Genomic DNA, 13,062 nt, shown 5'->3' with positions numbered 1-13,062 from the left:
ATTGTTCGCAACAGTAGCCATAGGACGATGCGTGCGCCGTCTCGCACGCCTGACCCACCACGGCGGCAGTGCCCTGCCGGGCAAGGTGGTCGAACGCATCGACCCCGGTTTCCTCGCCCGCACCCTAAGCCAGCTGCCGTACGGCGTGGTGCTGGTCTCCGGCACGAACGGCAAGACCACCACCACGCGCATGGTCGCCTCCATGCTCAGCGACCTGGGATTGCGCGTCTTCACCAACCCCACCGGATCGAACTTCACACGCGGCGTGGTATCCGCGCTACTCACCGAAGTCAGCCTCACCGGCAAACTCGACGCCGACATCGCCGTGCTCGAACTCGACGAGGCCTACGCGGTCCATTTCGTCAAGCAGGTGCGCCCCAAGTACAGCCTGCTGCTCAACGTGATGCGCGATCAGCTCGACCGGTTCGGCGAAATCGACAACACCGCACGCCTCCTCGGGCACGTGGCCGAAGCGACCACTGGAACCGTGGTGCTCAACCGCGAGGATCCACGCATCGCCGCGCTCGCCGGCAAGGTGCCGCACGACACGGCCGTCAGGTATTTCGGTTTGGCGAAGGCGCTGAAGCACTATTTCCCGACCGATGACGAGATGAACGCCGAACTCACCGGCGCGGCCAAACCCGCCGCGGGCGCGGAACAGACGCAGGCCGGGGGAGCGGCCGCAGGCGAGCACTGCGCCGACGTGACCCTGGTGGAGGTGCGCGACCATGCCGCCACCTTCCTGATGGACGGGCGCAACCACGATACCGACGTCAAGCTCGAAGGCGTCTACAACCTGTACAACGCGGCGGCCGCACTTGCCCTGGTGCGTGCCGTGGCGGCCGACGTGCCGCAGACGGCGATGCGCAGCGACGCCGATTCGCTCATCAAGGCGGTGTCCCAAGTGACGCCGGCCTTCGGGCGCGGCGAGGTGATCGAGGTCAACGGTTCGCCGGTGGAACTGCTGTTGGTCAAGAACCCGATGGGCTTCCGTCTTTCGCTCGCCTCCTTCGCGCCGGAAGGTTGCGACACCATGATCGCCATCAACGACGAATACGCCGACGGGCGTGACATGAGCTGGCTGTGGGACGTGGACTTCACCTCGCTGCGTACGGCTGGCGTCGCCATGGTGTCGGGCGTACGCGCGTGGGATATGGCATTGCGGCTGGGCTACGAGGAGGTGCCGGTGGCCAAGGTCGATACCGACTTCGAACACGCCGTCACCGAATTCGTAACCGCTAATCCAGACAAACCGAAACACATGTATTGCACGTACACCGCCATGCTCAAGGCGCGTGCCGTGCTTGGGCATATCACCGAAGTCTCCGATGCGGGGGTGGGCAGATGAGCAAACAGATCGACATCGTATCCCTATACCCCAAGGATATGAACATCTACGGCGATACCGGCAACGTGCTCGCCATCACACGCCGCCTGCGCCTGTACGGGTACGATCCGCAGGTGCACCTGGTCAACCAGGGCGACCCGTGGCCTCAGCACGCCGACATGGTGCTTGGTGGCGGAGGCCAGGACACCGGCCAGAAAAAGATCATCACGGACCTGTTCGCCCGTGCCGATCTGCTGCGCTCGCTGGTGGAGCAGGGCGTGCCGATGCTCATGATCTGCGGCCTGTACCAGCTGTTCGGCGAGTATTTCGAAACCGTGGACGGCACGAGGCTCGACGGCATCGGCGCAATCGGCGCGTACACCGTGGGCAGCGACGTGCGGCGCATCGGCAATCTGGTCGAACATTCCGAGGATTTCGGCGACATCATCGGCTACGAGAACCATTCCGGCCAGACCTTCCTGCGCGAAGGCGTGGAACCGCTGGGCAAGGTCGGCGAAGGCTTGGGCAATAACGGCGAGGACGGCACCGAAGGCGCGCGCGTGCGCAACGTGATCGGCACGTACATGCACGGCTCGCTATTGCCGAAGAACCCGGCGATCAGCGATTTCCTCATCCGCACCGCCGTGGAACGCCGATATGGTTCCTTCGACCTGTCGGAACAGTCGGAGGAAGGGCGCGCCGAACTTGCGCGACTCGACGAATACTGTGCGAAAGCCCGCGAAGTCGCCGCATCAAGGCCGCGCTGACCCTGACATCTCCTGGCGTTTGTTCAGGGCTTCCGCGCGGCGCGTGCGGTAGTCTAGGGAATAGCGATGCGGCGTTTGGCCGCATCCACTCTGCGACAAGGAGGACATCATGGCTGATCTCAATCTGGGCGAAGGCCTGCGCAAGATCGTGCTGGCGGGCATCGGAGCCCTGGCCACCACATACGAGAAGAGCAGCGAAATCGTGGACGAACTCGTCAAGAAGGGCGAAATCACCGTCGAACAGGGCAAGGCGTTGAACACCGAGCTCAAGCGCAAGGTGAGCGAAGTCGTGGACGACGCGAAGGCCACCGCCGAGACGGCGACCAAGAACGAGGACGAGAAGTCCGAGTGATCGATCCCACCTCCCAGCCCACCGATTCCACGGTGGATCTTGAGCGAGCCGTGCAGCGGGAAGGCGTGACCTTCTCGCTGTTCGGTTTGCGCCGAGACAGCTTCTCCGAGCGTTACCATCTCACGCGGCGCGGCAAGGCGAAGCGGCTGAGGGAAATCGTCCGCATCGCCAAACAGTTCGACATCTTCCACGGCTTGACACCGGTCAAGATGCGGCTCATGTTCGAGGCGCTCGGCCCCACGTTCGTGAAAGTGGGGCAGATCCTGTCGATGCGTTCCGAAATGCTGCCGCAATCCTTCTGCGACGAGCTGTCCAAACTCCGCGCCGACGCCGATCCGATGCCGTACCAAACCGTGGTGGACACGCTCGCCAAGGAGTACGGCAGACCCATCGATGAGATCTTCTCCAGCATCGACTCCAAGCCGTTGGGCTCGGCGTCGCTGGCCCAGGTGCACCGCGCCACGCTCACGACCGGCGAGGACGTGGCCGTGAAGGTGCAACGCCCCGGCGTGAGAGAAACCATGGCGCAGGATGTGGCGATCATGCGCTCGCTGGCCAAGGTCGCCGCGAAACTGTTCCCCGACACGCAGATCATCGACTTCAAGGGAGTGGTCGAGGAACTGTGGGACACCTTCGAAGCCGAAACCGACTTCCTGGTCGAGGCGCGTAACCTCGCCGCCTTCAAGAAATTCTCGAAGGCCTACAAATACATGGATTGCCCGGCTCCATACGCGGAGCTGTGCACCGAACATGTGGTTGTGATGGATTACGTCGACGGCATTTCCGTCTCGCATCCCGGCCGTCTGCTCGACGCCGGATACGATCTCAAGGAGATCGGCACCAAGCTGGTCGACAATTACGCCACGCAGATTCTGGATGAGGGCTTCTTCCACGCGGATCCGCACCCCGGCAACATCATCGTGCGCGGCGGGCAGATCGTGCTCATCGATCTGGGTATGACCGGGCGGCTGGATCAGCGCACCCGCACCGTGCTCAAGGACATGCTGTTCGCTGTCGCCCAGCAGGATTCGCCCGCCCTGGCCGACAGCCTGCTGCGGTTCGCCGTCGCCAGTCCGGATAGCGAGGATTACCCATCGCTGCTCGCCGATCTCGACATGGTCGTCCAGGAGTTCGGCACGGTCGATTTGTCCGAATTGGACATTGCGGCGTTCCTCACGTCGCTTACCCAGCTCGCGTCGCGCCACGGCATCGAGATTCCCAGCAGCATCACCACGGTCGGTCGCGCGTTGGTCACGTTGGAGGGGTTGCTCGACGAGTTCATTCCCAACGTCAATATGATCCAGATCATCTCCGCGCATATCGCCGCCTCGCAAACCCCCGAAACGATGGTGAAGAACGAGGCGAAATCATTGGCCATCGAAGGTCGGCAGGCGCTGCATGATGCGATGGCCGCGTTGACCGAGATGAAGCATGCCACGCGCATGCTCACCCGTGGCCAGTTGAGGGTGAATATGGAGCTCGTCGGCTCGGAGGAGCCGTTCCAGCAGCTGTCGGATATGGTGAACAGGCTGACGATGGCGTTGATCGTGGTCGGATTGTTCATCGGATCGTCCATCGTGTACTATGCGGGCATCAAACCGGTGGTGTTCGGCATTCCGATCGTCGGCTTCATGGGGTACATCGTGGCGTTCGCGCTGGGATGCTGGATCGTGCTCGACATTCTCATCAAGGGACGTAGGAAGAAGCATTGATGATGTCTCCCGCAGGTGTCGTGCGTCGGCGGTGCCCGCGATGTGCCCGACGTGCGATGGGCTGTGACGGGGGGGGATGGCGGCATGCCGTATAACGGGTTGATACGTAGGGCTTGCCGCGGTTTCGCCATGAGAACGATGGCATGATTCGGGGGTTTCGTTTCGTGTGCTATCCTGCTAGCTGATAAATCGGACAGTCTGTCAATTTTCTGCATGGGACAGGCTGTTTTTGTGTTCTTGGCGATAGCACGCTGCTGCGTGCCGAAAGGATAGTGATGTTTTCTCGGCGTCCGGTTCGGAACCGTCATCATGCATACGGAGCTGGCGCACAGGGACATGCGGGCGGACGGCTGCTCGCGGTTATCGTCGCAGTGGCGACGGTGGCAGGTTCCCTGACCATGCCGGCGTTCACCGCGGTGGCAGCGGCAAGCGAGACCGCCGACCCATATGAGCGTCACGTCGTTGCAAACGATATCAATCCATCGTCGGTGTCCACCGATTTGTTCGATTATTGGACAACCACGCGAGACGCCAACGACAATAAGGATCTCTCCGATCAGGAGAGCGCCGGCATCAACAATGGCCATCCGCTCAAATTCACCTACGATGGCATCGGCGATAACGACGGCAGCTACATCAATAAGTGGACCGGCGATCCGAGCTTCGGCAAAACCCAGTCGCAGAAAAAATACAAGTACAACAACGGCGGCCCATGGAGCGATTTCTGGAAGGAATATTGGAAGTCCGACTATCCCGATTGGACCAAGTCGCTCGGCATCGTCAACCGGACGCTCACCGACGGTTACCCGACGCTCGCCCCCAATAACAAGTGGGGCAGATGGCGCACAGGTGGTGCACCGACCACCAAGGGCGACGAGTCCCTGGCCTATCTGTTCAACCCGAGGAACAGGGAGTCCGCCGACTACAAGCAGGCGTACCAGAACGTCGGCGGTCTGCTGCAGTTGGAGGACGGCTACTATGTCTATGACTCCCAGAAGAACTTCGCCTCATTCGACGCCGCGACCAATCGCTTCAAACTGTACGACACTCCGGCGGTGACGACGCCGAACGGCGGCAAGGACCAGCAGAGCGGCCAGTTCTTCCCGTTCAACACCGCCGAACAGGTGTTCAGAGTCAATAGCACCAATGGCGCGTTGAGCTCAAAAGTGAATTCGAGATCCGAATTCGACGGCAAAAGCCTCAACCACTATTTCGGCCTGCACTCGCAGGCGTATTTCATCCAGCCGACCGGCGGCACGGTGAACGGCGATCCGATGACCTTCGATTTCTCCGGCGACGATGACGTGTGGGTGTTCATCGACGGCGTGCTTGTAGGCGATGTCAGCGGCCTGCACGACCGTCTGAAACTGAGCATCGACTTCCAATCCGGCAAGGTCACGGTGTCGAACGGCGCCAACTACCCGGCTTGGGTCCTCAACAAGCACAAGGATTATGTGTACGACTCGACCACCACGACCATCAAACAGGCCTTCGCCGATGCCTACGGCGAGGATTCCGAAGCGTTCCGCAAGCTGAACTTCTCCGGCGACACCTTCGCCGACGGCAGTTCGCACACCCTGGACTTCTTCTACCTGGAGCGCGGCGGCGGCAATTCGAACCTCAAGCTCAAGTTCAACCTCGCCACCGTCCCCGACAACAATCTGGTGAAGGTCGATCAGCAGGGCAACCGTGTGGCGGGAGCCAAATTCAGGCTGTACGCCGCCCGAGAGGACTACAGTTACACCGACAGCGACCTGCTGAGCGAAGGCGTGACCGACGAGAACGGTTCATACGTGTTCAGGGATCTTGACACGGATACGCCGCTCAACTTCTCCTCGCTCGCACGCGACGGCGACGGCATCACGCATTACGTGCTCAAGGAGGTGGACACTCCGGCCGGCTACCGCGTCTCACGCGACGTGAAACTACGCTACCAGGAGGGCGCCACGGGCAACGGCCTGCTGCTGTGCAACGAGGAACAAGGCAAATGGGACAGCGGTGCATGGTCGGTGCCACGTGAAACCCTGACGGTGAACGAGGGAACCAAGGTATACCCGGCATCCGGTTCGAAAGCCGACGTTCCCATCGACCTCGATCAGGACGGTGGACATGCCTTCGCGGTCATTCTGCAGCGCGACAAGAAGAATGGCGGCAGCATCGCGTCCGATCCGTGGTATGCGGTATCCGGTAACGCGCTGCAAGGCTGGGAACTATCCAAGAATCAGGTGGGAAACCTCGATTCGCTGGCCGATCTCGCCAAATCGGATGCGGCCGGTACCACCAGTTACTTCCATTTCTTCACCAAGGATTCGGAAGGCAAATACTCCGTTTCGGTCAACAACCTGCCCGGCAACATCTTCACGTACTACAACATGATGCAACCGGACGAACGGTACAATGCGCTGTACACCGTGGCCGTGTACTACACGACTGCGGAGAACACGGAAGACATCAACGGTGACAATACGGTGCGACTGTCGTCGGTGGAAGGCACGAAATACGGCGACCAGTTCATCCGCCAGCATGGCGTGCAGATCGCCGTCACCGACGTGCGCAACGCGCCGATCGTGCAGAAGGTCGACGAGGACGGCAACCCCGTCGAAGGCGCGACCTTCGGCATCTACGCGGAAAACCAGACGGATACGGCCGAAGACGGCACGGTGACGCTCAAATCGGATGCGGAACCCATACAGACCTGCGTGACGAAAGACACGGACTATCCGTACCCCATGGACGGTTCATGCATGTTCGGCATGAAAGCCAGCGGTGTGAACTTCGGCAACGGCACGTACTACATCAAGGAGATGGCGGCGCCGGCCGGTTACGAAATCAACGGCACCCTGGCCAAAGTGCTCATCACCGACGACGGCATCTACGCCGACGCCGGCACGGAGAACGACGGCATATCCACGGTGACGCACGTCGGCACGTTGAACCAGTCGCTGTATCAGTTCGCCTCGAACCGTGACGTCAACCGCACGCTGTCCGACCTCATCGTGACACAGAAACGCTGCGAAACCGAGCAGTGTGTGACCGACCGCAAGTGGGAGACCACCAGCAAATCCGTCAAGGTCACCTGGAAGCTCAAACAGGATAAGGAAGGCAAGAGCGTCGGCGGCTACTGGTTGGCCGACGAAAGCAATATGACCGATAATGGCTTCGCCAACACCACCGGTTGGACGGGGCTCGGCGTGAAGCAGAACCTTGATGACGATCTGGGCGGTATGGGCGTGAAATTCTCGCTCAAGGATTCCGACCTGGCGCACCTGTTCACCGGCGCGACCATCGTGCGCGTGACCGACAAGCGCAAGCCCAGCCTCACAATCACCAAGAAGGCGAGTGTCGCGGAAGGCTACGTGGGGCCGACGAAAACCGTGGACGGCAAAACCGTGTCCGCGCTCGACGATCAGCGGTTCCCCTTCAAGGTCGTGCTGAAAGGTGCCGATGAGAACGCCCTGAAACAGGACGGCACAACCTTCTACTATCATGGTTCCGTCACCGGCGGCGGGAAGAACGGTACGGCGAGAAGCGTGGTCATGAAGCTCGACGGCGTCGCGGCCAGTGGCACCGGCGCACAGGGCGAACTCAAGCTATGCACCGCCAAGGTCACCGACGAATCCAATGCGACCGACGAGGAACGTTGCGCGAGCACCGAGACCATCACGTTGCGGAACAACGAGACGCTGAACATCGCCAACATCACGGACGGCGTTTCCTATGCGGTCAGCGAGCCGACCGACGCCACCGATGCGCCCATGCCCGAAGGGTTCAAACAAATCGGCGCGACCGGCACGACCGGTACCATCACACGCGCCAGCGGCACCGGGAAAGCGGTGTTCACCAACCAGTACGGCGGCATGACGGTCGACCTGCAGGCCGGTGATTTCATCACCGTGCGCAAAACCGTGCAAGGCACCGCATGGAACAACGATTTCGCGTTCCGCTTCCACTTGGAAAGCGACAACGACGCGCCCATGCCCGATTGCGGCGCCATCACCGACACCGCCGTGTGCTCGACCGGCACGGACAGCGCGACCGGCGACGCCGTCATGGACAAGGTGCTGAACTCGACCACTGGGCAGAGCGTAACGGGTGCGGATGCCGCAAACAGCCGTGACATGACCTTCGGCGCAATCACCTACAGCAAGCCGGGAACCTACACTTACAGGCTCACCGAATACACGCCGACCGCTGCGGATACGAGCCTGTACCGGCAGTATTTCAGCTATTCCAATGCGGTCTACGAGGTCGCCGTGACCGTCGCGGTGCAAGACGGCAAGCTCGTGGTCACCGGGGTCACCGTCAAACAGACGCGCAATGACGCCGGTTTCGCCACGAACGGCACCGCCGTGGACGCGAAAGGCAATCCGGCGGAATTCACGAACACGTATAGCGCCGACCCGCGGTACGTGAGTTTCAAAACGCATAAAACCTATACGGAGAACGGCTACGCGTACCAGGCGGGCATGTTCGCCTCCACACTCAAGCCCGTGGCAAGCGCGACCACGGCCAATGTGACACTGGGCGATACGGTGAAGATGGCGGATGTGCTCGGTTCGGCAGGTAGTGTGGCGTGCGGTTCGGATGCCGCCTCTACGTCCTGCGCGCCGATGCCCCAGCAGGCCAGCGGCGCGGTGCTGGCTTCGGTGGACGCTGCATTCGACGCGAACTACACAGGCACGTTCCCGAATATCGCCTTCGAGGCGGGGGACGCGAACAAGACGTATTTCTATGCGATTTCCGAGAAGCAGCATACGGCCACCGGCAGTTCCAGCCAGAAGGATGGCGAGGATCCGGTGAAGTACGATTCCACCATGTATGTGGCGGCGGTGACGGTCAGCACGCGAACCGACGCGGATGCCACGGTGGGCAAGACGGTGGTGGATGCCGATGTGACGTATTACAAGGCCGATTGCACCGACCCGTCCGGGCTGGCGACGGCGACCCTGACCAAGGTGACGGCTTCCGATAACGGTACGCCGTTGAATTTCACGAACTCGTATACGGCGAGCGCGGTAACGGCCACGCCGAAGGTGCGCAAGACGCTGACCGGCCACGACTGGTCCAAGTTCGCGTTCGACTTCACGCTATCGGCCGCTGATGAGACGACCAGCCAAGCCATTGCGAGCAGTGACGTGGATTGCACGGGTACTGCTGCGGGCTGCCTGGCAGACGGTAAGTCTATGAAGGTGACGGTCAAGGCCGGCGGTACCACCGGTTCGGCGGTTGGCACGTCGATTGAGAAGATGTTCAGCACGCTGCAGTTCAAACGAGCGGGAACGTATACGTTCGCCATCGCGGAAACCAAGGGTGATCTGAGCTACATCGATTACGATGCGCATCAGTCCACCGTCATCTTCACGGTCAGTGATCTGGATGCGAACGGCAAACATTGCGGCAAGCTGTCGGTCACCACGGTGTATGACAATGCGCAGGCGACCACGGCGGCCGATAGGAATGCGACCGGTGCGGCGGCGTTCACCAACGGCTATCGGGCACGCTTGGCGTACACCGGTTTCGACGTGGAGAAAATACTGTTGAACATGAATGCGGGCACCACGCGCAATCTTCGCGCCGGCGAGTTCACGTTCACCATCGAAGGCGCCGATGAGGCGTCACAGCAGCGCATCTCGGGCGGCAGCCTCGTCAAGGACCGTGAATTCAGCAATGCCGCCACCACTGATGCAACGGCATCGCAAGGCGATGGTTCCGGCAAACAAGGTCAGGCGACCGATCTCATGACCGAAAAGCTCGCCGGCTCCATCGATACGGACGGCACCGAGCATGGTCTGGTGTTCAACCAGTCCGATGCCGGCAAAACGTACCGATTCATCATCAGGGAGAAGCCGCAGCACACCATCGACGGCTCGACGAATACGACGCTCGACGATGTGGATGGCAATCCCATCGCCAGCGGCAATAATAAGGGCGATGTGCGCATCGACAACGTCTGGTTCAAACAGACGCAGTACATGGCCGAAGTCACCGTGCACGACAACGGCGACGGCACCATGTACACCGTGACGAAGGCGTTGAAGAAGGACGGCGACGACGCGGTTTTCCGCGAGTACACCGGCGGCAGCCCGACCGCGACCGCGGGCGTCGTCAACGGCGAAACGAAAACAGACAGGCTGACAGGCTGGATATTCTCCTTCGCCAATACCTACGAAGTGCTGTCCCCGGCCACCATCGAGGCCTCATCGCCGCTGTACAAGCAGCTCGTCGGCCGGCAATGGGAGGCCGACACGGCGTTCACGTTCACGGCCAGGAAGTGCAATTACAGTACGGACACTTCCGCGAACACGTTGAACTTCACCATCGACGGTGGCACGATCGGATGCACCACCAACAGCGTAACGCTCGCGCAGCTGCCCGACCCGACCTCAGGGTACGAGGTTTCGGTGAGCGGCGGGCCGACGCTGATAGACGGCACATACGGCAAGGTGACGTTCGGATCGTTCACTTTCTCGAAAACCGGCACCTACGTGTACGAGGTGCGTGAGAAGGCCGGCGACATCGCGGACATCATCTACGATTCGCGCGTGCGGTACGTGCGATTCGTGGTGACCGAAGACCAGGAGAAGGGCGTGCTATCGGTGCGTGCCAGCACGCCGGGGTATAAGACCTTCGACGGCGCGGCGTTCGTCAACAGGGTGGCCGTGCAGGAGCTGCCGTTCACCGGCGGAACGACCATGCGCGGCATACTGCTGGGCGGATTGGCGTTGGCGGCGGTGTCGCTCATCTCCTACGGTGCGTACCGGCATTACGCCGAGTCCGCGCGGCGACGCGGGTATGAGGTGGGCAGAAGCCGAAAGTAGAGGCGGGTTGCCCGGTTCGGCTTGCGGCGATTCGGCTTGCCCTCCTCGGCTTGCGGAAACAAAACGGCGGTTCCCTCCATGTGGAGGGAACCGCCGTTTGACGTGTAATGCGCCGAACCATGAAAGCGCCTGTCGGCGCAAAGGCCGCTCGCAGCGGCAAAAAATGGAGCCCGGGGCTTAAGCACGGCCCGGCGCAGATAACAGTATACGCACTATTCGAGTTTGCCACACCGCCACAGCGCGGCGCCGTGCTGGAAATCCTTCGCCGTCACGCTCAGATTGCCCGCGGTGTGTAGCAGACGGGCCGCTTTCGTGCGAATCTGCTTCTCCGATTCCGGGTGCATCTGCGCGGCCTTGGCCGTCATGTACTTTGATTCGATGCGCAAGCCGAGCACCACCACGTCGACGAATGCGGCTGCGCGATCCAATGCCATGGCGAAATCGCCGGTGAACGCGCCGGACAGAATCGAATCCGCGGTGCGTGCGATGTCATCCTCGGTGGGTGCCTGATCCACGCCGGCGATGGCGGAGGCGCTGGTCGCCACAGGTTCGCCCACGCGCCACAGGCGTGCTATGGCCTCACGATGCGTGCGCATCCAGGTGCGCAGCAGATACAAGCGCCATAGCACACCGGGCAGCGAATCGGGTTCCGACTTGCTCCACAATTCGGCGATCTCGTCCACGCCCACGGTCTCCACCAACGTCAGCACGCGGTGCACCACTTCGGGGTCTTCGCTGTGCCGTACACGGTCGAGCAGTGCCGCTGCGGAAAGATGACTGATTTCGCTGATGTCCTGCGGGTCCATGCCTCCCGCGATGTTCTCGGCCACGGCGGGGCTCAGCTGGCCTGGGCGTGACGGGCGTGAGGCACCGAGACGCGGGGGTGCGAATCCGGTGCCCGATGTGCGCAGGGACGCGAATCCCGGGCCGTTCACGGTGTATCGTGCGGCGCGTGACGCGGCAGCGGCTGCGGAGGAGTTCGACGAACCGGGGTCCTGTGGCCTAGTAGACAAGCGGTACCACCTTTTGCAGATCGATGATGGTCAGTGTTCCGTCGGCCTTCGGAATGGCGAATACTGCGATTGCCGTGCCGGTGGCCATATAGGGTGTTTTGGCGATGAGCTGCTTGGCGAGCGACTTCGTGGCGCAGATGCCGCGCATGTGCTCGAACATGCCGCCGATCACCGGCCTGTGCATGCAGATCGCGGTCGGGGTTCCGGAGCGGACGGCGTGCAGCATCTCAGTGTAGAAGCATTCCCAGGACTTGTGCGGGTCCTGGGCGAACGCGTCCTCGGTGAGCTGCGGCAGGCGGATGATGTTCTGATGCGTCTGCCACGAGAACATGTCCAGCGTTTCCAGGCAGCGCGTCCAGGGGGAGGAGACAAGGCGCGTGGGGTTGAAGCAGGCCAGCTCGTAGCTCAACGCGAACGCGCAGGCGGCGCCGCGCGGAGTGATCGGACGGTGTCCTTCCTCGCCCTTCCAAGCCTTGCGCGACTCGGCCTTGCCGTGGCGGACCACCAGGAACGGGACGGCTTGCTCGGCGCCTTCGTTGATGCGATCCATGAAGACAGCCAGCAGGTCCTTGTCGGTGGAATGGGTGAGTTTCTTGCGTGCTTCGGCGGGAGTGAGCCAGATCACCGAATTGATCTCGCCCACATCGGCGCGGTGCACCGGGCCGAATGCCGGGGCGCGGTTGAGATCGTCCTGAACGCTGATCGGCGTGGCCATCCAGAACTTCACATGCTTGAGCACGGACGCGGTGCCCTTGGCCTTGCGGTTCTTCTTCCCCTCGTCGCTCAGCGGGTATTCCACGTCGTCCAGGTAGGGGCCGAGCGTGACCGGCAGGCCGGTCTCCTCGCCGATCTCGCGCACTGCGGCGTGGCGATGCGACTCGTTGGCGTCGAGCTTGCCCTTCGGCCAGCTCCAATCGTCGTATTTGGGCCGGTGCACCAGGCATACCTCGATATCGTCCGGTTCGCCGTTCCTGCCTTTGCGCCTGCGGTATACGATGCCGCCTGCGGCTTCAACAATTCGTCTCACGATCCTGTCCTCAATCCTGCCTTCAATCACGTTCGGGAACGATCCT

At 61.7% G+C, this 13,062-nt stretch carries 7 protein-coding genes; 5 read left to right on the top strand and 2 right to left on the bottom strand.

Features of this window, described 5'->3' with window-relative positions; genetic code table 11:
- The first annotated feature begins 1 nt into the window (after position 1).
- The 5 genes from G1C98_RS07900 to G1C98_RS09485 all read left to right on the top strand — a co-directional run bounded on the left by G1C98_RS07900 (position 2) and on the right by G1C98_RS09485 (position 10,976).
- Complete coding sequence (locus G1C98_RS07900; protein WP_169080685.1) at positions 2-1,348, top strand: Mur ligase family protein; 1,347 nt, start codon at positions 2-4, stop codon at positions 1,346-1,348.
- Positions 1,345-2,094 carry a type 1 glutamine amidotransferase gene (locus G1C98_RS07895; RefSeq protein WP_169080684.1) on the top strand — a complete coding sequence of 250 codons (750 nt, stop codon included), beginning with the start codon at positions 1,345-1,347 and terminating at the stop codon, positions 2,092-2,094. Before G1C98_RS07900 ends, G1C98_RS07895 begins: the two co-directional genes overlap by 4 nt.
- A gap of 109 nt (positions 2,095-2,203) precedes the next feature.
- Positions 2,204-2,446 (top strand): phasin family protein, encoded by a 243-nt coding sequence (locus tag G1C98_RS07890; RefSeq protein ID WP_033522623.1) that lies wholly within the window; start codon positions 2,204-2,206, stop codon positions 2,444-2,446.
- 32 nt (positions 2,447-2,478) lie between these two features.
- Positions 2,479-4,158 (top strand): ABC1 kinase family protein, encoded by a 1,680-nt coding sequence (locus tag G1C98_RS07885; RefSeq protein WP_335341300.1) that lies wholly within the window; start codon positions 2,479-2,481, stop codon positions 4,156-4,158.
- A gap of 371 nt (positions 4,159-4,529) precedes the next feature.
- Positions 4,530-10,976 (top strand): Spy0128 family protein, encoded by a 6,447-nt coding sequence (locus tag G1C98_RS09485; RefSeq protein WP_169080682.1) that lies wholly within the window; start codon positions 4,530-4,532, stop codon positions 10,974-10,976.
- 212 nt (positions 10,977-11,188) lie between these two features.
- Here G1C98_RS09485 and G1C98_RS07875 read toward each other — a convergent pair whose 3' ends face one another.
- Positions 11,189-11,989 carry a hypothetical protein gene (locus G1C98_RS07875; RefSeq protein ID WP_205831952.1) on the bottom strand — a complete coding sequence of 267 codons (801 nt, stop codon included), beginning with the start codon at positions 11,987-11,989 and terminating at the stop codon, positions 11,189-11,191.
- Positions 11,979-12,986 carry an NUDIX hydrolase gene (locus tag G1C98_RS07870; protein ID WP_417852306.1) on the bottom strand — a complete coding sequence of 336 codons (1,008 nt, stop codon included), beginning with the start codon at positions 12,984-12,986 and terminating at the stop codon, positions 11,979-11,981. The genes G1C98_RS07875 and G1C98_RS07870 overlap by 11 nt, the downstream gene beginning before the upstream one ends.
- Between the last annotated feature and the right edge of the window lie 76 nt (positions 12,987-13,062).

The organism is Bifidobacterium erythrocebi (assembly GCF_012932675.1).
Classification (GTDB): Bacteria; Actinomycetota; Actinomycetes; order Actinomycetales; family Bifidobacteriaceae; genus Bifidobacterium; species Bifidobacterium erythrocebi.
The sequence above is the reverse complement of the archived record's forward strand: the minus strand, read 5'-3'. Positions and strand labels throughout refer to the sequence as shown.

What these genes read in the sequence shown, in the direction of transcription:
- G1C98_RS07895 (WP_169080684.1), top strand. Translation starts at nt 1,345, where the DNA reads ATGAGCAAACAGATCGACATCGTATCCCTATACCCCAAGGATATGAAC.
- G1C98_RS07890 (WP_033522623.1), top strand. Translation starts at nt 2,204, where the DNA reads ATGGCTGATCTCAATCTGGGCGAAGGCCTGCGCAAGATCGTGCTGGCG.